We start from the raw sequence: 21,455 nt of genomic DNA, 5'->3' as shown, positions 1-21,455 counted from the left end.
GGACCGACCCGATGAAAGACATCGCAGACATCCCCGCCCTGATGGCCCAGATTGGCGACAACGCCAAAGCGGCAAGCGCGGAGCTGGCCTTTGCTCCGCCGGAAACCAAACGCGCCGCGCTGGAGGCTGCTGCCGAAGCCGTTTGGTCTCGCCGTTCCGAGATCATTGAGGCCAATAAAAAAGACCTCGTCTTTGGCCGCGACAAAGGCCTGTCGGATGCCATGATGGACCGCCTGATGCTGGACGAAGACCGCATTCAGGGCATTGTCACCGGCCTGCGCGCGGTTGCTGCACAAGATGATCCTGTTGGTGAAGTACTTACCGAATGGGACATGCCTTCAGGTATCAACATCCGGCGTGTGCGCACGCCTTTGGGGGTCGTGGGCGTGATCTATGAAAGCCGTCCCAATGTGACCGCAGACGCCGGTGCGCTTTGCTTGAAGTCCGGCAATGCGGTAATCCTGCGCGGCGGCTCAGAGAGCTTTCACAGTTCCGGTGCGATCCACGCGTGCTTGGTCGACGGGTTGAAGTCTGTGGGGCTGCCAGAGGCCGCCATCCAGTTGGTGCCCACCCGCGACCGTGCGGCGGTTCAGGAACTATTGACGATGATTGATACCGTGGATGTGATTGTGCCACGCGGCGGCAAAGGTCTTGTTGGGCTTGTGCAACGCGAAGCCCGTGTGCCGGTTTTTGCACATCTGGAAGGCATTGTGCACATCTATATCGACAAAGATGCAGACCCACAGAAAACCCTCGACGTGGTGCTCAATGCCAAAACCCGCCGAACCGGTATTTGTGGTGCGGCGGAATGTCTTTTGATCCATCAGGATATTGTTGACGGTCTGGGCACTGAGGTGCTCACCCTTCTGGCGCAAGCTGGCGTTATGCTGCACAGCGATGCAGCGCTTCCGGTTATCGAAGGTCGCACCACCGCGGCCACGGAAGAGGATTGGGGCAAAGAATACCTCGACATGGACATCGCGGCAAAAGTTGTTGCGGACGTGGATGCCGCCATTGCGCACATCCGCCAGTATGGCTCCAATCACACGGACTGCATTTTGACCGAAGATGACGCCACAGCCGCGCGCTTCTTTGAGCGGCTGGACAGTGCCATTTTGATGCGCAATGCCTCCACCCAGTTTGCTGACGGTGGTGAATTTGGCATGGGTGCGGAGATCGGCATTGCCACCGGTAAAATGCACGCCCGTGGCCCCGTAGGGGCCGCGCAGTTGACCAGCTTCAAATATCTGGTCGAAGGCGACGGCACGACGCGCGCCTAAGACAAGCCTTCCTATGAGAAAGGGCGCCTCATTGGGCGCCCTTTTTTTGTGTAGGTTTGTTTAGAATGTCACTTCCACGCTGACATCAGTGACCTGCACCGCCAAAGTCCGATCCAGCAACGCTGCACCTTGAGGCAATAGGCCAAATTGCACTTTGGCAGGCACAAGGTCAGCCGGGATCTCACCTTTGCCAATTGGGTCCCAAAGATCGGTATCCGCACGCAATTTTTCGCTTTCCGCTAGCAAAAGCCATTGGTCGCCTTCTTTGGTCACAGTAACGGTGCCGCCAAAAGGCATCGAGGTGTCAAAACACATCATTGCCAAAAACGCGAGACGCAGTTCTGAACGGGACACCGCGCCCTCAACTTCCCAATAAGTCGACACACGAGAGCTGGGGGCAAGCCCTTGGATAATGGATTGAATTTCGGCTTCACCAACCATCTGCGCATCACTTGGCTGGCCAAAGGCCACACGAAACAAGCGGATGCGCGCGTTGGCATTGTTCACACTGTCGGAGATCATCTCCATCTCTGGGCCTTTTGCATCGCCCGTCAGCCCGATCAATTCCAACCCGTTGCCAATCGCGCCAACCGGGCTGATCAAGTCGTGGCAAATTCGCGACCCTACCAATGCTGCGAAATCCGTATTATGTGACATGCAACTTTCCTTTACTGCATGAGCGCCTGATGAGCGATCCAAATTCTGACCTTAACGCCTTCCTCGAACCAGGTATGTTGGTAACCCACCCCGCGCAACCCGATTGGGGGCTTGGGCAGGTACAATCCAACATTCACGGCAAAATAACCGTGAACTTTCGAGAGGCCGGCAAGGTTGTGATCGATGGATCACGAGTTCTGTTGATGCCTGCCACAGAGACGTAATTAGGTTAACAAATAGTGCACGAGCATCGGAAATCGTCAACAGATCAGTTGCTTGGCAATTGGTTGATTTTCGCCGGTGTGCCGCCTAAAACGCCTGCAAACAAAGAGGTCTTCGGTTTGGCATGAGCGCGCATAGCCCGAAATTTAAGGTTAAGCTTGCTGCAAATGCAGAAGAGCTCCAGGCGGCCCAACGCCTAAGGTATCGCGTGTTTGTAGAAGAATTGGGCGGTTCCGGTCCACTTGTGGACCACGAAGCACGCCTGGAAATGGATCAGTTCGATCCGCATTTCGACCATCTCCTTTTGATCGATTCCGCTCTGGACGTTCCCCCCAGGGACCAGGTCGTTGGTGTCTACCGCGTGCTACGTGACGATGCGGCGGCCAAGATCGGTCGGTTTTATTCAGAAGATGAGTACGACCTGACTGTGTTGAAGGAGTCCGGGCGAAAGCTTCTCGAACTGGGCCGGTCATGTTTGCACGAAGACTATCGTGGCGGTGCAGCGATGTTCCACCTATGGAATGCCCTTGCCAGCTATGTTGCGGATCATGAGATTGAGATATTGTTTGGTGTTGCCAGTTTCCATGGGACCGATGTGAACGCTCTGGGCCAGTCTTTATCACTTTTGCACAACCGCCATCTTGCACCGACGGACATCCGACCCTCTGCGCAACCCAATGTGTTTCAATCGATGGATCTGATCCCGGAGGATCAAATCGACCGCCGTGCCGCCATGTTGGCGGTCCCCCCATTGATCAAAGCTTATCTGCGATTGGGCGGTTTTGTGGGCGAGGGCGCCTATCTTGACCATGCCTTTAACACCACCGACGTCTGTTTGATCCTCGATACCGCGCGCATGAATGACAAAAATCGCGCGCTTTATTCCAAGGACCGTACACTGTGAGTGTTTGGGAAAGTGAAGAGGGCTATCCTGAGCCCCTAAAACTGAGCCTTTGCGGTGTCCTGCGCTTGATTTTGCGTGGTCTTCCATTGGCCGTATTGGTGTTTGGATGTCTTTTGCTTTTGCTTTTCATCCGCCTGATCGAAAAGCCCTTTTTTGGCCTGCGACGCCCTTGGACGCCTTACATTACGCAATTTGTTTGTCGCAATGCCTTTCGCCTGATGGGCATTCGCTTTGCTGTACAAGGCACACCGATCCGCGATCGTGGTGCGGTTGTGGCCAATCACTCCTCTTGGCTGGACATCTTTTCGCTGAATGCAGCGCAGCAAGTCTACTTTGTTTCCAAGGCCGAAGTGGCAAGCTGGCCTGGCATCGGTTGGCTTGCCAAAGCCACCGGCACCGTGTTTATCCGCCGCGACCGGCGCGAGGCCCGCGCACAGAAACAGATCTTCGAAGATCGACTTCTGGCGGGTCACCAATTGCTGTTCTTTCCCGAAGGCACAAGCAGCGACAGCCTTCGAGTTTTACCGTTCAAAACAACGCTTTTTGAGGCGTTCTTTGATCCGCGCCTTAAGGACTTCATGTTGATCCAACCGGTCACGGTGCATTATCAGGCGCCCAAAGGGGCCGAAGCGCGATTTTATGGGTGGTGGGGCGATATGGACTTCGCGCCGCATCTTTTGTCCACATTGGCTGCTCCGCGCCAAGGGCGCATTGACGTGATCTACCATCCGCCATTGAAAGTGGCTGACTTCACCAATCGCAAGGCGCTGGCGAAATCGGCAGAGGATCAAATCCGCACGACATTGAGAGAGCGCTTTGAATAATCGGCGCTGCCCAGCATTTTATGGGCAACACCCCCTTGCGTACGACCAAATCCTGCTGTAAACGCGCGCCATTCAAACCCGCAGGCGGGGTTTGGGTCGGGCAGGGGAGACATCCCTGTCAATCCGCCGGTTGGAGCATCCGCTCTCACTTCTCCCCGCCAAGGCGTAAACCGGAAAAGGAAATACAACATGGCTCTTCCTGAGTTCTCCATGCGTCAGCTGCTTGAAGCTGGTGTTCACTTTGGTCACCAAACACAGCGCTGGAACCCACGCATGGGTCCGTTCATCTACGGCTCCCGCAACGGCATCCACATCATGGACCTGACCCAGACTGTTCCAATGCTGGACGCAGCTCTGAACGCCGTGCGTGACACCGTTGCAAAAGGCGGCCGCGTTCTTTTTGTTGGTACCAAGCGTCAGGCCGCAGCGCCAATCGCAGACGCCGCAGAGAAATCCGCGCAGTACTACATGAACCACCGCTGGCTCGGCGGCACGCTGACCAACTGGAAGACCGTTTCCCAGTCCATCAACCGTCTGAAAGAGATTGATGAGAAGCTGGCAACCGGTGCCGAAGGCCTGACCAAGAAAGAGCGTCTGGGCATCGAACGTGACCAGGAGAAGCTGCAAGCCTCTCTCGGCGGTATCCGTGACATGGGCGGCGTTCCTGACCTGCTGTTCGTCATCGACGTGAAAAAAGAAGCACTGGCCATTGCCGAAGCCAACAAGCTGGGTATTCCAGTTGTGGCGATCGTTGACACCAACTGCTCCCCAGATGGTGTTGACTACATCATCCCAGGCAACGACGACGCATCCCGCGCGATCTCCCTGTACTGTGATCTGGCCTCCCGCGCTGCGCTGGACGGCATGACCGCACAGCTGGGCGCCGCTGGCGTAGATCTGGGCGAATTCGAAGCACCGGTTGAAGAAGCCGTTGCTGAAGAAGCTGCCGCAGACGCGTAAGCGTTACACATTTGACATGGGGGCAGGGTAGACCCGCCCCCAACATTCCCAATTCTGACGAGGAGAGCCAAAGATGGCGATCACAGCAGCAATGGTTAAAGAACTGCGCGAGATGACCGGCGCAGGCATGATGGACGCGAAGAAAGCGTTGACCGAAACCAACGGTGACCAGGAAGCAGCAATCGATTGGCTGCGCACCAAAGGTCTGGCGAAAGCGGCCAAAAAATCCGGCCGCACCGCAGCCGAAGGCCTGGTGGCCGTAAAGGTTGAAGGTGGCAAAGGTGTTGCCGTTGAGGTGAACTCTGAAACCGACTTTGTCGGCAAAAACGCTGACTTCCAGGCGATGGTATCTTCCATTGCTGGTGCCGCGGTGAACGTTTCTGACGTTGACGCGCTGAAAGCTGCGGATCTGGGCGGTAAATCCGTTGAAGAAACCGTAACTGAAGCGGTTGCAACCATCGGTGAAAACATGTCCGTACGTCGCATGGCGTCCGTTGAAGGCGACGTTGTGACATCCTACGTGCACAACCCAGCAACCGACGGCATGGGCAAAATCGGTGTTCTCGTGGCGCTGAAAGGCGGCGACGAAGCATTTGGTAAGCAGGTTGCCATGCACATCGCAGCGGCCAACCCACAGGCTCTGGGCGAAGATGACCTGGACCCAGCGGTAGTTGAAAAAGAGAAAAACGTTCAGATCGAGATCGCACGTGAATCCGGCAAGCCGGAGCAGGTGATCGAGAAGATGATCGTAGGCCGCATGAAGAAATTCATGGCCGAAGTCACTCTGCTGGGCCAGAACTTCGTGATCAACCCAGACCTGACCGTTGCAGCTGCTGCTAAAGAAGCTGGCGCTGAGATCGTTGGCTACGTCCGCATGGAAGTGGGCGAAGGCATCGAGAAGAAAGAAGAAGACTTCGCAGCGGAAGTGGCCAAAGCCGCTCAGGGCTAAGCTCACCTGCAAAAGTTTTTGAGAAGGCCGCTCCATTTCGGGGCGGCCTTTTTGTTGAGCAAGGACTGGGGCCAATTGATGGTCGCCTACGGTTGAGGTCTCAATAGGACGATAAAGGCGACATCCGTCGCCATATTTGTTGTGTCGAATGTTGTGAGGCCTCTTGTGGGAGCAGCTTTCGAAAGCTGCCACATTTGAGCCTGTGCCAAGGCCTTTAAGCCGTCAATGCGGTTCGCGGAAACACGTTCATCTCAAGATCGTGTATCGCAATGAATTAGGCAATTGATAATGCAAAAGAAAACGGCGCCACCAGGAGATGACGCCGTTCCTTTTCTCCGGTCTCCAAAACATGGGGATGGGGAGACCACCGAAAAATGTCAGATCCTGGTCAAAATAAACCGATCACTGACACCGGGTTGATTACCGGTCAACCTCGAGAGCTTCGATATTGCGAAGGTCAAAGCCGATATGTTCCAAAGGCCAAAGCCACCACTCACGGAACGATGTCATTTTGACATTCTGACACTTAACCAACAAGTCAGGATTACCATACTAGTGACGCTATTATGCGTCAGTTGTGCGCTTCGAGCAAGTAAATTTGCTTAAGGAAAGACGCCTTGAGTAGCGCTTGCGCCGTTGTCTCTACATTCATCGCATCCCGAGCCAGACGCAAATGCTTCTCAACGGTTGCCGGCGTCCGGCCAATCAGCAGCGCAATATCTTGGATTGTCTTGCCGTCTCCAACCCACTCCAAGACCTCTCTCTGACGCTTGGTCAGCTCTCTTTCGGGGTTCGTATAGGGCAGGGACTGGATCTTCAAATGAGCGACATTGTTGATCAACGTAAGCTCTCGACCTCGTTTTTCCCACAGAGCATCAAGAGCTTCCTGAGTTACGCCTGCGCGGGCACCAAGAGAAATGGCGCCTTTGGTGCGGGACGAAACCGTCGGGAAACTGACTGTATAGCCGGCTTCCAACCCGTAGTCCTGATTGAATTCAAAAACTTCACGCTGTTTCTCGGTTAGCTGGTCGGCATCATATGCTTCACGCGCCAGCCGCCAACTTTGGGCACCGGTGTTTTCCAGAGTCCATTTCATCATGGGGCCGTTGAAATACAACCCGCCGCCAATGAACCGGTCAAGGTAGGCGCGCTCGTAGGTCGACAGAATAAAGAAATCGGCTACGTCACCAAGAGACATGCCACTGCGATAGTTTGTGTATCCGTAAATGATCTTGTCGAAACCAAAGGTTTCAAGCTTGGCACAGTGCAGTTCCCAAAGTGCCTCTAGGCTTGTTTGGTCCATCACTTCTTCGATGTAGCCGATCGTTTCGTTCATCTTGACCTTCTTTTACGCATAACACAGAGCTGCTCAGCAAGCGGAGGCAGATCCAGAACAATACTTCGTTTTGGGGTTTCCTAACGTACAGCTCATCCCCATGAACTTGACCAAGAGGTTAGCTTAAACACGTGTGAGATGTCTATAGCGGTAAGCGTTGTCTTTATCCGGTAGGAGCTCGGCGAACACAGCTGATTTGATTGGTCTAAAGCGTCGAAATTACTGAGTTTTCGGGGGATTTTGGGTGGACGTGAAAACTGGATTCCTGCATCGGCGTTAATGGAAGGCCTAGTATCTCGTCAGGGTTGTTCTGCGTACGACTAAAGTCGGTGATTTGAAAAATCGATACGCAACATAATACTTATTATGCGTTATACCAATATCCCAAATGAGGCGTGCAAAAAGAAAATCGCACGCCTACGTTTTTAACTGTCTAGGTGAATGTAAGCGCAGCAAAAAAGGTCGCCTTCTTAAAGGCTTGCACGACAGGCTTCATATTAGGAACAGTCACCCCAGCGCGTAGCCAGCGCCACGCACCGTCCGCAACGGATCATCGCCGCCATGCACGCAAAGCGCTTTTCGCAAGCGTCCTATGTGAACATCAACGGTTCGACTGTCGACATAGATATCCCGCCCCCACACGCGATCCAACAGTTGCTCCCGGCTCCACACGCGGCCTGGCTTCTCCATGAAGGTTGCCAATAAACGGAACTCTGTTGGGCCCAACCGCAGCGCCTCTTCGTTGCGGGTCACCCGATGTGTTTCGGCGTCGAGGATAATGTCCTCATAGGTGAGCGTTTGCCCCACGGAAGACGGCCGTACACGACGCAATTGGTTGCGTACCCGTGCCATCAACTCCATCACGGAGTATGGCTTTACTACATAGTCGTCTGCGCCGGTTTCCAGACCACGCACACGGTCCACTTCCTCAGACCTGGCTGACAACATAATCACCGGAATGCTGCGGGTTTCAGTCCGAGTTTTTAAGCGTCGGCAGATCTCGATTCCGGATGTTCCGGGCAACATCCAGTCCAGCACAATGATGTCCGGTTGGACTTCCTGAACCATCATCAGTGCGGTATCGCCATCTGCAGCAGATTCCACATCAAAGCCTTCAGCCTGTAAGTTGTAGCTGAGAACCTCCCGCTGTGCGGGTTCGTCTTCAACTATGAGAACGGTGGGATGATCTTTTGCCATCGTCTTTATCCTCTTAAGGGGGTTTTACGCGTCAAGCCGTGTGGCTTTGGGACGCGCGTCTTCCGGCATGCTGCCGGTCACCAGATAGACCACCTGTTCGGCAATCGCAGTGACATGATCTCCCATGCGTTCGGTGTTTTTTGCCATAAAATGCAAATGCATACAGGGTGTTATGTAGCGCGGATCTTCCATCATGAAAGTCAAGAATTCGCGGAACAAAGCGTTGTACATTTGGTCGACGCCTTCGTCTCGTTCCAGCACATCCCGCGCCAAATCCACGTCGCGCTGGATAAAGGCGTCCAGGACGTCTTTCAGCATCAGTTGCACTTCATGGGCCATGCGTTTGAGCGATGCATGTGCGCCTTCAACTTGCTCCATATGCACCAGAACGGAGGTCCGCTTGGCCATGTTTTTCGCATAGTCACCAATGCGTTCCAGGTTTCCGGCAATCTTCATCACCGACAGCACTACCCGCAGATCCACCGCCGCAGGTGCCCGCAACGCAATCAAATTGGCACAGCGTTCGTTGATTAACTCTTCCAGCGCATCAATGGCTTTGTCCGCCGCCCTCACCTGCTCCGCAAGCTCTTGATCTCGGGCCACCATGGCGTTGGCCGCCTCGCCAATTGCGGCTTCCACAAGACCACCCATTTTCATCACATGGGCCTGAATGCCTTCCAGATCCCGGTCAAAGGCGGACACAATATGTTGGTCGTTCATGGTCTCTCTCCTTAGCCGATCCGGCCGGTGATGTAGCTTTCGGTGCGCTCATCTTTGGGGTTTGTGAAAATCTGCGAGGTGTCACCGTATTCCACCAAATTGCCAAGGTGGAAGAAGGCTGTCTTTTGGCTGACACGGGCCGCTTGCTGCATCGAGTGGGTCACAATCACCACTGAATACTGATCACGCAGCTCGTCGATCAGCTCCTCGACTTGTGCTGTGGCAATCGGGTCCAGCGCCGAACATGGCTCATCCATCAGCAGCACTTCAGGCTCGGTCGCTACGGCCCGCGCGATGCACAGACGTTGCTGTTGCCCTCCCGACAGGCCGGTGCCTGGCGCGTGTAAACGGTCTTTCACTTCGTTCCAGATCGCACCACGACGCAGGGATTTTTCAACGATCTCATCTAGATCGGCTTTGTTCTTTGCCAAGCCATGGATGCGTGGCCCGTATGCGATGTTGTCATAAATCGACTTGGGGAATGGGTTTGGCTTCTGAAAGACCATCCCCACCTTGGCACGCAGCTGTACCGGATCAACCCGTTTGTCATAGATGTCTTCGCCATCAATTTTAATGTCACCTTCTACGCGGCATACATCAATTGTGTCGTTCATCCGGTTGATACAGCGTAAGAAAGTCGACTTTCCGCAACCCGACGGACCAATGAAAGCGGTCACGGATTTGGCATCAATATCCACGTTCACGTCTTTGATCGCGTGGGTGTCGCCATAGTAAACCTGCACATTGCGGGCGGAAATTTTTGTTTCGGTCTGGTTCACGTCGGTCCCCAGTTTTTCAGTGTCATACATGAGAGAGTTCCTTCGCTTACCAACGGCGTTCAAACCGGCGGCGCAGGAGTACTGCAAGAGTGTTCATTGAGATGAGGAAGATCAAGAGAATGATGATCCCACCCCAGGCGCGTTCATAAAAGGCCGGGTCCGCCCGTTTGGCCCATTCGTAAATCTGGGCTGGCATGGCGGAGTTTGGCGACAGCAGGCCTTCGCCCACAGTCTCCGGCATGTTGGATGCGATGAAGCCAATCATCCCGATCAATAGCAGTGGCGCGGTTTCCCCAAGCGCTTGCGCGAGGCCAATGATGGTTCCGGTCAGGATGCCAGGTGCGGCCAGTGGCAACACGTGATGGAACACCGCCTGCATTTTGGAGGCCCCTACCCCCAGCGCCGCATCGCGGATGCTTGGCGGCACCGCTTTCAGTGCGGCGCGGGTCGAGATGATGATGGTAGGCAAGGTCATCAGGGTTAGCACCAAACCACCCACCAGAGGCGCGGATTGCGGCAGGTGCATGTAGTTGATGAAAACCGCCAGACCCAGAATACCAAAGACAATCGACGGCACCGCCGCGAGGTTGGAGATGTTCACCTCGATGATATCGGTGATCCAGTTCTTGGGCGCAAATTCCTCAAGATAGATCGAGGCCGCGACACCAATTGGCAAAGCCAACGCCAACACCACAAGCATCATGAACAAAGAACCCATCATAGCGACGCCAATGCCGGCGGCCTCCGGGCGCTGATCGGACGCATCAGCGCCAATGATGAAATCAATGTTGAAGGTCTTTTTGAGCGCGCCCGCCTCAATCAACTGATCCACAAAATCGAGCTGCGCCGGCGTGATGTTCTTGTCATTGGCAATGCTGTCCCGCGTCACACGCCCCTTCATGTAGCCGTCCACACGGCTATTGGCGAGGAAGCGGAACTCGATGGTCTGACCAATCTGATCTGGATTGGCGATCACATAGTTGCGCAGCTGGCTTGCCGCCGATTTTGAAAGGATCTTTGCCATTGTCTTGGATTTAAGATCGGTCTCAATCCCATGGATCTCCACGGTTTTCTCAAACGCGGTTTTGATCAGCGGAGCGTAGCCAAAGGTAGTGACCTTCTTAATCTTCTCCAGATCACGTTCGCCAGACTTGTCCAGCTTGCTCTCCAGCAGCTCTACTTCCATGGTCACAAAGGTCTGCGTAAACGCACCGGTGCCTTTGGACAGGATGGTGGTGAGCAGCGTCACCAGCATCAGTAGGCCAATGCCAATCGCAATCATGCCATAGAGCTTAAAGCGGTTTTCCGCAGCATTGCGGCGTTTGGTGCGTGCATCCAGCGTGTGCAGCGAACTTATGGGCGTAACGGCGCCTGTGTTTTGCGTCGTGTCGGTCATTCGTATTGCTCCCGATATTTGCGCACGATGTAGAGCGCCAGCACATTGAGGCCGAGGGTCAGAACAAAGAGGGAGAGGCCAAGGGCAAAGGCCACCAGCGTTTCCGGGCTCGCAAAGTCACCGTCTCCGGTTAATTGGCTCACAATCCGGGTGGTGATTGTGGTCATGCTTTCAAACGGGTTGGCCGAAAACTTGGCAATCGCCCCTGCCCCCATCACCACAATCATGGTCTCGCCAATTGCGCGCGAGGCAGCCAACAGGATGGCACCCACGATGCCAGGCAAAGCCGCAGGGATCACAACCTGACGGATGGTTTCGCTGGGGGTCGCGCCAAGGCCAAGTGAGCCGTCGCGCATCGTCTGTGGCACCGCGTTGATGATGTCGTCTGACAGCGAGCTGACAAAGGGAATGAGCATGATGCCCATCACAATGCCGGCCGTCAAAACAGAGGTGGCCCCGCTCATCCAGCCCAGGCCTAGAGAACCGCTTTGGCCAAACATATTCACCAGCAAAGGCCCCACTGTCAGCAGCGCAAACAGACCGTAAACAATGGTTGGGATCCCAGCAAGAATTTCCAATAGAGGCTTGGCGATAGCGCGTGTCTTTGGCCCGGCGTATTCAGAGAGATAAATCGCCGCAAATAGTCCAATTGGCACCGCCACCAAAAGTGCGATGAAAGAGATGTAAAGCGTGCCCCACAACAGTGGCAGGATCGAAAGCTCACTGTCGCCGCGGAAGTTTGGCGCCCAGGTGGTGCCAAAGAAGAAGTCGCGCCAGTTGTGCAGGCCGAAGAAGTTGATGGTCTCAAACAGCATCGACAGCACAATGCCCACGGTGGTCAAGATCGCCAGCGAGGCCGCCGCCATCAATAGCGCCAGCACCGCACGTTCCACCACATTGCGGGCACGATAGTCAGGCTTGGTTTTGCTGAAGGAAATGCCAAAGCCAATCCCGGCCAGCGCCAAAACAATCAAAGTACGCAACGTGTTGCCGGTCACTGCGGCGCTGCGATAGGACTTCGCTGCCGCCAGAACCTCGGGGCGCACATCTTGTCCTAGGGCCACGCCCAACTCTCCCAAACGTGCGCGCACATCCACAACGGTGGCGTCCATGGCCTCGACTTCTGCCAAACTCATTGCGCCGCCCGAAATCGCGGTGTTCAGCCCGTCCGCCACGCGGCGCACATCGGACATCACCAGGTTCAGGTTGGAGCCTTCCGGGATCATCTCCGGCGCAATCATGCCGGACACCGACCGCTCAATCAGCGTCGGCTGCGCCAACAGCCATACCAGCAACACCGCGATCGCGGGCACAGCCACGCTCAAGGCGACATTGGTGCCGTAGTAGATCGGCAAGCTGTGCAGAGCGCGGATATCGCCCCCCGCCAATTTCAAAACACGTATCCGTCCAATAAAATACCCCGCCGCTGCGAGGGCAAGGACCAATAGGACAAGCCAGGAAAGTGGCATTTGTGGGCGCCTTTGTTCAGGGAAAAACCGGGCGGCACGAACCGTCGCGCCGCCCGATCAAGGGAGTGATTACATGTTGGAGCCGAGCACGGCTTCGTCTGCAACTGCGTTCTGGGTATCGGCCAGCTCTGGGTCGGACACGAGGCCGTATTCCGCCAGAGGACCGTCTTCACCCGCGATCTCGTCCGCGATAAAGAATTCCGCGTATTCTTTCAGGCCTGGGATCACGCCGATGTGCGCTTTCTTCACGTAGAAGTACAGCGGACGAGACACTGGGTACTCACCGGTTGCGATGCTCTCGGTGGATGGCACGATGCCCGACATGGTCGCAACCTGCAGCTTGTCGGTGTTGTTCTCATAGAACGCCAGACCAAAGACGCCGATGCCGTCTTTGTTGCTTTCGATGCGGGCCAGGGTCTCGGTGTAGTCGCCGTCAATGTCCACAGACACACCGTCGGTGCGCAGGGAAATACAGGCTTTTTCAGCCGCCTTGTGCTTGGCTTTGTCGGTGTCACCTTCGGCCGCCGCCAGCAGCACGTCAAACGCGCCAGTGGCTTCACAGCCCGCCAGGATCACTTTGTCTTCAAACACCTCACGGGTGCCGTGCTTGGTGCCCGGGATGAAGGCTTGCAGCGCTTGCGCCGGGAAGTTCGCGTTCACATCGGCCCAGGTTTTGTTTGGGTTGGCAACCATCTGGCCGTCCACGAGGATTTCGTTGGACAGTGCCAGGAACCAGTCGCTTGGAGTGTATTCAAAACCGTTGCCGTTGATGTCGGAGGCAAACACGATGCCATCATAACCGATGCGCACTTCGATGATGTCGGTTACACCGGCTTCCGCACAGGCTTTGATCTCTTTGTCTTTGATCTTGCGCGACGCGTTGGCCACGTCGATGGTGTTTTCGCCAACACCTTCACAGAACCGCTTCAGACCAGCAGAGGACCCACCGGATTCAACAACCGGAGTTGGGAAGTCAAAGTTTTCACCAAAGGCTTCCGCTACGATGGACGCGTAGGGCAGAACGGTGGAAGAACCGGCGACCTGTACTTGGTCACGCGCGGCGGCAGAAGTGGCGGCAACGGCCGCGATGGCCAGAGCAGAGGCAGTCAGTTTGACGGACATAAGTGTAACTCCATTTGATCCAGACTGTTCGTCGACAGTCTCGAGCGACGATCTAAAGTGCCTGGTCAAAGCTTTTGTGACGCGTATGTAACAGCCGTGTGACAAATCCCGCTTTTTGTGACGTTCCAGTAAAAAGACACCTTAGGTGGCGGGGAGTACCACGCTGAAAACACTGCCTTTTCCTAAAGTGCTCTCGATCTTCAAACGGCCGCGATGGCGATTGATGATGTGTTTCACAATGGCGAGGCCAAGCCCCGTGCCGCCCATTTCCCGCGATCTGTGGGAATCGATTCTATAAAACCGCTCGGTGAGTCGTGCGATGTGAATGCCGTCGATGCCGGGGCCGTTGTCTTTTACCGAGACCATCCATCCCGTGCCGCGCAAGCCTGCTTGCGACTGCACCTGTGTGAGACTGATCTCTACCTGCGTGCCCTGCCCCCCATATTTCAGCGCGTTCTCCACGAGATTGGTGATGACTTGTAAAAGCTGGTCCGGATCGCCCGGCACCACCACGGGAGCAGTCGCATCCTGGTAAGTCACGGTGCTCTGGTTGCTCTCCGCCAAAGGAGACAGGTTGCGGATCACCGCACGAATGATCTGGTCCAGATCGATCGGATCGGTGGGCCGCATGCGTGACACCTCTTCCACACGGCTCAAGGACAGCAAGTCTCCGACCAAACGGTTCATCCGGCTGGCTTCTTCGGACATGATGCCCAAGAAGCGCTCGGTCGCCGCACCGTCGCCCCGCGCAGGTCCTTGCAGAGTTTCCACGAAACCCAGGATCGCCGTCAGGGGCGTGCGCAGCTCATGGCTGACATTGGCGACAAAATCCCGCCGCATCTGATCGAGCTGTTGGACCTCGGTGACATCCTGAAAACAGATCATCACCCCTTTGGTACGCATGCTCGACGCCACCAGTCTTCCACCAGACGCTGCCACCAAGTCTACCGGTGACACTGTGACGTCAAAGCGGTGCTCCTGCGGCCCATCGCTGTGCGCGTAAATCGCGCGATGGCTTTTGCCATCATTCAAGCAGGCATCCACGGCGCTGTTCAGGCTCGGTTGGCGGAACACCAAAATCAGCGGCCGGTCATCATCCGCGTGGGGGTTGAGCTTCACCGCCGCCTCGTTGCCAGCCAGTATGCGGGCCTCCGCGTCAACCAGCACTGCCGGCAGCGGCACTGCCTCTAGGTAGCTCTTGTAAAAATCATGCGGCATGGCCCCGCTCCCGTCCGTTCCGTCCAGCGCTGCCCTGCAAGGGGCACATCAACCCCACGGCTCAAACCGTTTTACCGTAACAGTTTTATGACAGAACGTCGGTGTCAGGGCAAAATCTGCCGTCAAACCTCGCGCAGCCCCGTTTTGAAGCGTTTGGCATTTTCCTGGTAGTGCTTTGCCGACATCGCCAGACCGGTGATACCTGCTTCATCCAGTTGACGCACCACTTTACCCGGCGCGCCCATCACCAGACTGCCATCTGGGATTCCCTTGCCTTCGGTGATCAACGCCCCTGCCCCGATCAGGCAGTTCTTGCCAATCTTCGCGCCATTGAGCACCGTGGCACCCATGCCAATCAGGCTATTGTCACCAATGGTGCAGCCATGCAGCATCGCCTTATGGCCAATTGTGCAGTTCTTACCAATCGTCAAGGGATAACCAGGATCGGTGTGCATCACGGTGTTTTCCTGCACGTTGGAGCCTGCGCCCACTGTGATAGTCTCATTATCCCCGCGCAACGTGCTGCCAAACCAGACCGAGGTGTCCGCTTCTAGCACCACATTGCCAATCACATTGGCATCCGGCGCCACCCAGCTGCTGTCGTCCTGCTTTGGTGCAACACCGTCCAATTCGTACATCGGCATTAAGACATCTCCTGAAATTCACTCTGCAGCCCATTTACATGGCCTTGCAGCGCCGGTTGCTGCTCGCGGCGCATACGCTCTGCTGCGATAATGGTTTTCAACTGTGCCTCTGTGGCATCAAGATCATCATTCACAAGCACATAGTCATAGGAATGCCAGTGGCTGATCTCGTCCCAGCTTTTCTGCATCCGCTTATCAATCACATCATCGCTGTCCTGCGCGCGGCTCACCAAGCGGCGGTGCAGCTCTTTGATCGACGGCGGCAATATGAAGATCGAGAGCGCGTGTTTGCCCAAATCGGAGTTGCGGATCTGCGCCTCACCTTGCCAGTCCACGTCAAACAGCACGTCATTGCCGCTTTCAATGGTTTCACGCACTGGCCCCGCTGGGGAGCCATAAAAGTTGCCAAACACGTGGGCGTGTTCCAGCATCTCACCGTCCGCCACCTGCGCTTTAAAATCATCTTCAGACAGGAAGTAATACTCACGGCCGTGTTCCTCGCCGGAGCGCGGTGACCGCGTGGTTGCGGAAATCGAGAAACTCAACCCGGAATCCCATTCCATCAACCGCCGCGCGAGCGTTGATTTCCCCGCGCCAGAGGGTGAAGACAGGATGATGAGCAGGCCACGTCGCTGAGTCATGTGATTATTCCACGTTTTGAACTTGCTCTCTCATCTGGTCGATCACGGCCTTGAGGTCCAGCCCAATCCGCGTCAAATCCACCGACTGTGCCTTGGAGCACAGTGTATTGGCCTCGCGGTTGAACTCCTGCATCAGGAAATCAAGTTTCCGGCCAACCGGGCTACCTTTTGCAATCAACTCGCGCGCGGCAGTGACATGGGCCCGCAACCGATCCAACTCCTCCATCACATCCGCTTTTACCGCCAGCATGGCCAATTCTTGCGCCACGCGGCCCTCGTCAACGCCGTCAGCGTTCTCCAAAACCCGTGCGAGATTGGACTTCAGCGTGTCCGCCACCTCTTCGCGGCGCGCTTCAGCTGCCTCGGCGGCTTGTTGCGTCAGGTCAGACACCTGCTCCAATTGGTCACTCATCACCGCTTCCAATGCAGCGCCTTCCGTGACGCGCATCTCTTTAAAACTGGTCAACAGTTCCGGTATTTGTGCGGTGATCGCCGCCAACAGCGCCTTGCTGTCGGTTTCATCAACTGCTTGCTCCATCACCCCGCGTTGCGACAACAGATCACTGGCTTTGGATGGAGCCAGAGAAATGCCTTTGTCCATGGCCCGCTCTTCCACCGCCTGAAGTGCGGAAAGTACTGCCTCAACCTGCGCCAGATTCACCGCCACGGCGCCGGTGTCGTCATCTCGGTTGACCCGCAGCGACAGGTTCACCGAGCCGCGCGCCATACCTTTGGACAAAGCGCCACGCACCGCAGGTTCCAGCCCCTCAATCCAATCTGGCACACGCAGGCGCAAATCCAGCCCTTTGGCGTTTACGCTCCGCAGATCCCAGGTCCAGCTGTGTCCTTGCCCTTCACCTTTAAGGCTTGCGTATCCGGTCATCGACTCCAGCACGGGACGTCCTCCTGTAATTTCAGTTGCGTAACAGCTAAATCCATTCCGGCACGAAGAGCAATGTTAACGGCGCAACCGGTTAACCATTGAAATCATTTTTTATCGCAAATCCGCTAAAATGTGAGATAACTGATTTACAAGTTGTTTACGACTTTGAGCAAACGGCAACAGAAACCGGCTCGAAGGTGCGGGTGTGGGTACAAAGTTCAGACGTAGAGTTTTTTCCTTGGGGGGAAGAGCATGAGAATTTTTGGTGACGGAAAATCCAGCGCGGCAAAGGTGCACAGCATCGCCGTGATGCAGGATGTAAAAGCTTACTGGGACGGCCTGCGCGACGGGCACCCGGTGCCCTATCGCAGCGACGTGGACCCACGCCAAATTCAGAAAGTGCTCAAGCACGCGTTCATTCTGGAACGTATCGCACCGGGTATGGCGCGCCTGCGGGTCTCCTGCAACACGCTCACCGATGTGATGGGCATGGACATGCGCGGCATGCCCATGTCCGCGCTGATCAACGAAGCGTCTCGGGACAGCTTTGGTCAGGCGCTGGAAAAAGTCTTTGCCGCACCAGCAATTGGCCGTCTGGAAATGAGCACCACCCGTGGTTTCCGCCGCAATGGTCTCAATGCCGAAATGATGTTGCTGCCACTGCGGTCTGACAGCGGCGAAGTGAACCGTATTCTAGGCGCCATCACTGTGGACGGCGATTTGGGCCGTGCACCACAGCGGTTTGATCTGGAAGGCAGCTTCCTGCGCCGGATCGACATGCCAAACACCAGCATTCTTTCTGACATCGTGGCGGCACCACAACCTCAGAAAGTCGAAATTACCACGCCGGCTGGGATCAAGCCAGCGCAGGAGCACGCCAAAACACCGGCCGCGCCGCGCCTTGCCCCAACGCGGCACCCGCATCTGCGGGTGGTTGTGTCAGACGACTAGAAGAACTCTGGTCTCACAAAGAAGGCGGGGTCTACTGGACATGGCACCCCGCCTTTTTTTGTGTCTGCATGTCAGGCAAAGGAAAAGCCGCAGCATTCTGGCCTGCGGCTTTTCTTTTTCAACCCAATGGAGAAACGGCTTCAGGCGTCCAGGTGCAAATACACCCGCCGGTTTTGTTTGCCTTTTTTCTCGATCTTGCCAATCCGCACGCGACCAATCTCGCCCGTGCTGGCCACATGTGTGCCGCCACAGGGTTGCAAATCGACTTGTTCGTCCGTTGAGCCAATCCGTACCAACCGGACCTTTCCCGCACCTTTGGGCGGGGCCACGGACATGGTTTTGACCAACCCCGGATTGGCCGCCAGTTCCGCATCCGTAATCCAGTCTTCAGTCACTGCAAGATCCCGGTCAATCAAGGCATTTAACCTGTCATTCAGTGCCTGCTTGTCTTCCGGTGCCTCTGGCATATCAAAATCCAACCGGCCTTTCTCGGCACCAATCGATCCGCCGGTCACAGGCAACGGAATTGCCACCGACAACAAATGCAGCGCCGTATGCACCCGCATGTGCCGGTGCCGCCGTCCCCAATCGAGCACCTGTTTTACGTCGGTGCCAATTGGCGGCAGTTCTTCCGGTGCCGACGGCACCAATGCGATTTCGCCATCCAAGGTTTTTACCGTGGTTGCGATTTCTGTGCTGTGGCCATCCCACTCCAAATGCCCGCTGTCGCCCGGTTGCCCGCCGCTGGTGGCGTAAAACAGCGGAGCGTCCAACAGGATACCGCCCTCTGGCGTATGCCCAATCACCACGCCAATCGCCTCTTTCAGATAGGCGTCTTCCAAAAACAACAGTTTGTTCATCGGCCGTCTCCGTCCCCATCTCCGTCTGAACCATCCCCGTCTCCGGAATCCGGATCCATTGGCGTGGCGTCTACTGGCGTAAAACTTGGTTTGGGCGGTACTTTGGGGCTCTTGGCGTCGGGCGTTTCTCCGCGCAAAGCCTCCGGATTACGCAACCACAGATCACGTTGGGCAAAGGGTATTTCGATGCCCTCTTCCACAAACCGTCGCGCGATTTCGTGGTTCAGATCACTTTTCACGGTCAACATCCAGTTCACATCCCGCAAAATCGCCCGGATTTCAAAATCCAGCGAGTCTGCGCCAAATCCTTGAAACACCACCGCCGGGGCCGGATTTGCCAGCACCATCGGGTGCCCCTCCGCTATCTCGCGCAGAATTCCCTCTACCCAGCGTGTATCCGTTCCATAAGCCACGCCAACCGGCACAATCACCCGCCCCACTGTGTTGCCGCGCGTGTAGTTGGTGACCGAACTGGATATCAGATCACTGTTGGGGATCACCACATCCGTGCGGTCAAAAGTTTCAATCCGCGTGGACCGCACGGAAATGTCACGCACATAGCCCATCTGGCCGTTCACATCGATCCAGTCGCCCTCACTTACAGGGCGCTCAATCAACAGAATGATTCCGCTGACAAAATTCGACACGATATTTTGCAGGCCAAAACCAATACCAACAGACAGCGCACCGGCAAACAGCGCAATATTGCCCAGGTTGATCCCCGCCACTGTCAGGGCAATCAGCGCCGCGAGAAAAATCCCGATATACCCGGCGCCAGAAACCACCGCTGTCTGTCCGCCAGCATCCAAGCTGGTTTTGGGCAGGATGTTGTCTCGCAGGAAACTCTGCGACAGTCGGGTCACCGCATGGCCAAAGGCATAGACCACAATTAGCAGCAGGATGTTCTCGGGCGACAAGATCAAGTCCCCAAACTGCAAACCATCCGCGATGTTGCGCCAGATTTGTTTGAGATCCGAAACCTGCGCACCCCATGACATCAGGAAAATTGGCAGCGACAGGATTACAATGCCAATCCCGGCCAACACTGCTGCCAATGGGCTGTCATCGTCGTCGCGGCCGTTCAAAGCGGAGAAAATCTTCTGAATGACCCGTTGCGCCACCAGTAAGAAAGCAACCAAAAACACGGTGCGCGTGCTTGAGAACACCAAATAGCTGGCCCCGCGCGTCAATCCGATGGTGGCCAGCACGCTGCCAACCAAAGACACCAGAACCGTGTAACGACCAAGCAATGACACCAGTTGACCAATAGCGGTCAACGGTCCGTCTTCCTCGGCGCGCATCGATCCCGCATGACGGGTTACAAGCCGTCCCAGGCGGCCGAGATAAAACGCGGCGGTGACAGTGATGACAAAGAACACCACCGACTCAGTGCCCCGTGTCCAGCTTTCATAGCGGGCCAATTCGACAAACAGGGAGCTGAACGCCAACGTGGCCCCAAGCACGGTGCTGGCCCGGCGTCCCTTACGCTTTTCCCCATCTGTTAGGTTGACCAGCAGCAAAGGCCGCTCGTTGCGTGAAAACACCCGTTCACCCAGCCAGCGCGCGCTCAACAACTCAAAGGTCATCAGCGGCAAAATCGAAAGCACAACATCGCCGCGCAGCCCGGGCAAGTCGGTGGCGTAAACCGCCTTGGAGAATGCAAGAACACCCAGCATAGGCAAGATGACCTGCCCATAAGACAGCAGGAAAACAGCTATCCAGCGTCCCGCGGACAAATGTTGGCGATCACGGATCATGCTTTGCAGTGCCTGATCCGTCCAACGCATGCCACGGGTCAGCAGTACAACTGCAATCGCAAGGAAAAACACCATGCGGGGCAAGGATGAGCGAAGCTCATTGCGCTGTTTTTCATGAACCCAGCCGGTCTGGAACTCTAGCGCAATCAGCCGAAAGGACTCACTTAGTTCTCTGATAGCTGGCGCCCACAACTCCGGTTTTAGCGGAAACGGCCCAGACTCAAGCAAGATTTGGGTCTGCCGCTCTCGAAGCAGCGCGTCGATGGATCGGATAAGCTCTTCCGCCTCGGTCAGCGCCAATTCAGCTCGCCGCACAGGGGCTTTGGCCTCAGATAACGACAGCTCCAGCTGCCGCCGTTCCTCGGCCACATCCTCAGCTTCGCCACCTTCTGGCACCGGCCCCAGCCGCTCCAACTGCGCCTCAAGCGTGGTTACGGAAATGCGTGAGCGTGAACTTTCGTTTGAAAAATCCTCACTCCATAGCAACAGCTGACCGCGCAGCGTGTCCATGGCCGCCTCAGACGCGCGATCATTGTCGATGGCCTCGGCGGCGCGGTCCGCAACCCGCCGCCATTCACCATAGTCCGGTGGCAATGTGCCCTGTGCCCAAACGGCGGTCACCCAAACGGTCAGAACCGTGACCGCAACACTCAGAAACTTGGCCAGTGGGCGCATTATAGGACCGC

At 56.0% G+C, this 21,455-nt stretch carries 21 protein-coding genes; 7 read left to right on the top strand and 14 right to left on the bottom strand.

Features of this window, described 5'->3' with window-relative positions; genetic code table 11:
* Positions 1–11 precede the first annotated feature (11 nt).
* The gene (locus Q0955_RS04895; RefSeq protein ID WP_299420635.1) at positions 12–1,280 is read left to right on the top strand and encodes a glutamate-5-semialdehyde dehydrogenase; all 1,269 of its coding nucleotides are present in this window, start codon (positions 12–14) and stop codon (positions 1,278–1,280) included.
* A gap of 60 nt (positions 1,281–1,340) precedes the next feature.
* Here Q0955_RS04895 and Q0955_RS04890 read toward each other — a convergent pair whose 3' ends face one another.
* Positions 1,341–1,937 (bottom strand): histidine phosphotransferase family protein, encoded by a 597-nt coding sequence (locus Q0955_RS04890; protein ID WP_299420632.1) that lies wholly within the window; start codon positions 1,935–1,937, stop codon positions 1,341–1,343.
* A gap of 29 nt (positions 1,938–1,966) precedes the next feature.
* On the opposite strand from Q0955_RS04890, the gene Q0955_RS04885 reads away from it, so the two are divergent.
* From Q0955_RS04885 to tsf, 5 genes are all read left to right on the top strand, one after another.
* Positions 1,967–2,161, top strand: a complete 195-nt coding sequence (locus Q0955_RS04885; RefSeq protein ID WP_299420629.1) for a DUF3553 domain-containing protein — start codon at positions 1,967–1,969, stop codon at positions 2,159–2,161.
* A gap of 122 nt (positions 2,162–2,283) precedes the next feature.
* Positions 2,284–3,063, top strand: a complete 780-nt coding sequence (locus tag Q0955_RS04880) for a GNAT family N-acyltransferase (RefSeq protein WP_299420626.1) — start codon at positions 2,284–2,286, stop codon at positions 3,061–3,063.
* A complete protein-coding gene (locus Q0955_RS04875; protein WP_299420622.1) occupies positions 3,060–3,887 on the top strand; it encodes a lysophospholipid acyltransferase family protein in 828 nt (275 codons plus the stop codon). The genes Q0955_RS04880 and Q0955_RS04875 overlap by 4 nt, the downstream gene beginning before the upstream one ends.
* Positions 3,888–4,076: 189 nt before the next feature.
* Entirely contained in the window at positions 4,077–4,847 is a 771-nt protein-coding gene (gene rpsB / locus Q0955_RS04870) for a 30S ribosomal protein S2 (protein WP_299420619.1), read from the top strand.
* Positions 4,848–4,920: 73 nt separating this feature from the next.
* Positions 4,921–5,796 carry a translation elongation factor Ts gene (gene tsf / locus Q0955_RS04865; protein ID WP_299420616.1) on the top strand — a complete coding sequence of 292 codons (876 nt, stop codon included), beginning with the start codon at positions 4,921–4,923 and terminating at the stop codon, positions 5,794–5,796.
* 571 nt (positions 5,797–6,367) lie between these two features.
* Here the strand turns inward: tsf and Q0955_RS04860 are convergent.
* From Q0955_RS04860 to Q0955_RS04810, 11 genes are all read right to left on the bottom strand, one after another.
* Positions 6,368–7,132, bottom strand: coding sequence for a LuxR family transcriptional regulator (locus Q0955_RS04860; RefSeq protein ID WP_299420613.1), 765 nt, complete (start codon positions 7,130–7,132; stop codon positions 6,368–6,370).
* A gap of 507 nt (positions 7,133–7,639) precedes the next feature.
* On the bottom strand, positions 7,640–8,329 hold the full coding sequence (gene phoB, locus Q0955_RS04855) for a phosphate regulon transcriptional regulator PhoB (protein WP_299420610.1): 690 nt from the start codon (positions 8,327–8,329) through the stop codon (positions 7,640–7,642).
* A gap of 24 nt (positions 8,330–8,353) precedes the next feature.
* Positions 8,354–9,049 (bottom strand): phosphate signaling complex protein PhoU, encoded by a 696-nt coding sequence (gene phoU, locus Q0955_RS04850; RefSeq protein WP_299420608.1) that lies wholly within the window; start codon positions 9,047–9,049, stop codon positions 8,354–8,356.
* Between the two features lie 11 nt (positions 9,050–9,060).
* Positions 9,061–9,858, bottom strand: a complete 798-nt coding sequence (gene pstB, locus Q0955_RS04845) for a phosphate ABC transporter ATP-binding protein PstB (protein ID WP_299420606.1) — start codon at positions 9,856–9,858, stop codon at positions 9,061–9,063.
* 16 nt (positions 9,859–9,874) lie between these two features.
* Positions 9,875–11,224: a phosphate ABC transporter permease PstA gene (pstA, locus tag Q0955_RS04840; RefSeq protein WP_299420603.1), complete on the bottom strand. Its 1,350-nt coding sequence runs from the start codon at positions 11,222–11,224 to the stop codon at positions 9,875–9,877.
* A complete protein-coding gene (pstC, locus tag Q0955_RS04835; RefSeq protein WP_299420601.1) occupies positions 11,221–12,693 on the bottom strand; it encodes a phosphate ABC transporter permease subunit PstC in 1,473 nt (490 codons plus the stop codon). Before pstC ends, pstA begins: the two co-directional genes overlap by 4 nt.
* Positions 12,694–12,762: 69 nt before the next feature.
* Complete coding sequence (locus tag Q0955_RS04830; RefSeq protein WP_299420598.1) at positions 12,763–13,815, bottom strand: substrate-binding domain-containing protein; 1,053 nt, start codon at positions 13,813–13,815, stop codon at positions 12,763–12,765.
* A 141-nt stretch (positions 13,816–13,956) separates the two neighbouring features.
* Positions 13,957–15,033, bottom strand: a complete 1,077-nt coding sequence (locus Q0955_RS04825) for an ATP-binding protein (protein WP_299420595.1) — start codon at positions 15,031–15,033, stop codon at positions 13,957–13,959.
* A gap of 122 nt (positions 15,034–15,155) precedes the next feature.
* Entirely contained in the window at positions 15,156–15,677 is a 522-nt protein-coding gene (locus Q0955_RS04820; protein WP_299420592.1) for a gamma carbonic anhydrase family protein, read from the bottom strand.
* Positions 15,677–16,318, bottom strand: coding sequence for a guanylate kinase (gmk, locus tag Q0955_RS04815; protein ID WP_299420590.1), 642 nt, complete (start codon positions 16,316–16,318; stop codon positions 15,677–15,679). Before gmk ends, Q0955_RS04820 begins: the two co-directional genes overlap by 1 nt.
* Before the next feature lie 4 nt (positions 16,319–16,322).
* Entirely contained in the window at positions 16,323–17,201 is an 879-nt protein-coding gene (locus Q0955_RS04810) for a YicC/YloC family endoribonuclease (RefSeq protein WP_299421055.1), read from the bottom strand.
* Between the two features lie 252 nt (positions 17,202–17,453).
* On the opposite strand from Q0955_RS04810, the gene Q0955_RS04805 reads away from it, so the two are divergent.
* Positions 17,454–18,152: a PAS domain-containing protein gene (locus Q0955_RS04805; protein WP_299420587.1), complete on the top strand. Its 699-nt coding sequence runs from the start codon at positions 17,454–17,456 to the stop codon at positions 18,150–18,152.
* 140 nt (positions 18,153–18,292) lie between these two features.
* On the opposite strand, the gene Q0955_RS04800 is transcribed toward Q0955_RS04805, so the two are convergent.
* Together Q0955_RS04800 and Q0955_RS04795 are read right to left on the bottom strand one after the other, a co-directional pair.
* Positions 18,293–19,012 (bottom strand): alanyl-tRNA editing protein, encoded by a 720-nt coding sequence (locus Q0955_RS04800; protein WP_299420585.1) that lies wholly within the window; start codon positions 19,010–19,012, stop codon positions 18,293–18,295.
* A complete protein-coding gene (locus Q0955_RS04795) occupies positions 19,009–21,444 on the bottom strand; it encodes a DUF3772 domain-containing protein (RefSeq protein WP_299420582.1) in 2,436 nt (811 codons plus the stop codon). Before Q0955_RS04795 ends, Q0955_RS04800 begins: the two co-directional genes overlap by 4 nt.
* Positions 21,445–21,455: the final 11 nt, after the last annotated feature.

This window comes from uncultured Shimia sp. (assembly GCF_947493595.1).
In the GTDB taxonomy this organism is placed as follows: Bacteria; Pseudomonadota; Alphaproteobacteria; order Rhodobacterales; family Rhodobacteraceae; genus Shimia.
This window is presented reverse-complemented; position numbering and strand designations above follow the sequence as displayed.

Excerpts from the sequence above, each read along its gene's own strand:
- pstC (WP_299420601.1), bottom strand. The coding sequence starts at position 12,693 with ATGCCACTTTCCTGGCTTGTCCTATTGGTCCTTGCCCTCGCAGCGGCG.
- Q0955_RS04880 (WP_299420626.1), top strand. The coding sequence starts at position 2,284 with ATGAGCGCGCATAGCCCGAAATTTAAGGTTAAGCTTGCTGCAAATGCA.
- pstB (WP_299420606.1), bottom strand. The coding sequence starts at position 9,858 with ATGTATGACACTGAAAAACTGGGGACCGACGTGAACCAGACCGAAACA.
- Q0955_RS04890 (WP_299420632.1), bottom strand. The coding sequence starts at position 1,937 with ATGTCACATAATACGGATTTCGCAGCATTGGTAGGGTCGCGAATTTGC.
- Q0955_RS04895 (WP_299420635.1), top strand. The coding sequence starts at position 12 with ATGAAAGACATCGCAGACATCCCCGCCCTGATGGCCCAGATTGGCGAC.
- Q0955_RS04860 (WP_299420613.1), bottom strand. The coding sequence starts at position 7,132 with ATGAACGAAACGATCGGCTACATCGAAGAAGTGATGGACCAAACAAGC.
- Q0955_RS04810 (WP_299421055.1), bottom strand. The coding sequence starts at position 17,201 with ATGACCGGATACGCAAGCCTTAAAGGTGAAGGGCAAGGACACAGCTGG.
- Q0955_RS04800 (WP_299420585.1), bottom strand. The coding sequence starts at position 19,012 with ATGAACAAACTGTTGTTTTTGGAAGACGCCTATCTGAAAGAGGCGATT.
- Q0955_RS04825 (WP_299420595.1), bottom strand. The coding sequence starts at position 15,033 with ATGCCGCATGATTTTTACAAGAGCTACCTAGAGGCAGTGCCGCTGCCG.
- tsf (WP_299420616.1), top strand. The coding sequence starts at position 4,921 with ATGGCGATCACAGCAGCAATGGTTAAAGAACTGCGCGAGATGACCGGC.
- gmk (WP_299420590.1), bottom strand. The coding sequence starts at position 16,318 with ATGACTCAGCGACGTGGCCTGCTCATCATCCTGTCTTCACCCTCTGGC.
- rpsB (WP_299420619.1), top strand. The coding sequence starts at position 4,077 with ATGGCTCTTCCTGAGTTCTCCATGCGTCAGCTGCTTGAAGCTGGTGTT.
- Q0955_RS04830 (WP_299420598.1), bottom strand. The coding sequence starts at position 13,815 with ATGTCCGTCAAACTGACTGCCTCTGCTCTGGCCATCGCGGCCGTTGCC.
- phoB (WP_299420610.1), bottom strand. The coding sequence starts at position 8,329 with ATGGCAAAAGATCATCCCACCGTTCTCATAGTTGAAGACGAACCCGCA.
- Q0955_RS04885 (WP_299420629.1), top strand. The coding sequence starts at position 1,967 with ATGAGCGATCCAAATTCTGACCTTAACGCCTTCCTCGAACCAGGTATG.
- Q0955_RS04805 (WP_299420587.1), top strand. The coding sequence starts at position 17,454 with ATGAGAATTTTTGGTGACGGAAAATCCAGCGCGGCAAAGGTGCACAGC.
- Q0955_RS04795 (WP_299420582.1), bottom strand. The coding sequence starts at position 21,444 with ATGCGCCCACTGGCCAAGTTTCTGAGTGTTGCGGTCACGGTTCTGACC.
- pstA (WP_299420603.1), bottom strand. The coding sequence starts at position 11,224 with ATGACCGACACGACGCAAAACACAGGCGCCGTTACGCCCATAAGTTCG.
- Q0955_RS04820 (WP_299420592.1), bottom strand. The coding sequence starts at position 15,677 with ATGCCGATGTACGAATTGGACGGTGTTGCACCAAAGCAGGACGACAGC.
- phoU (WP_299420608.1), bottom strand. The coding sequence starts at position 9,049 with ATGAACGACCAACATATTGTGTCCGCCTTTGACCGGGATCTGGAAGGC.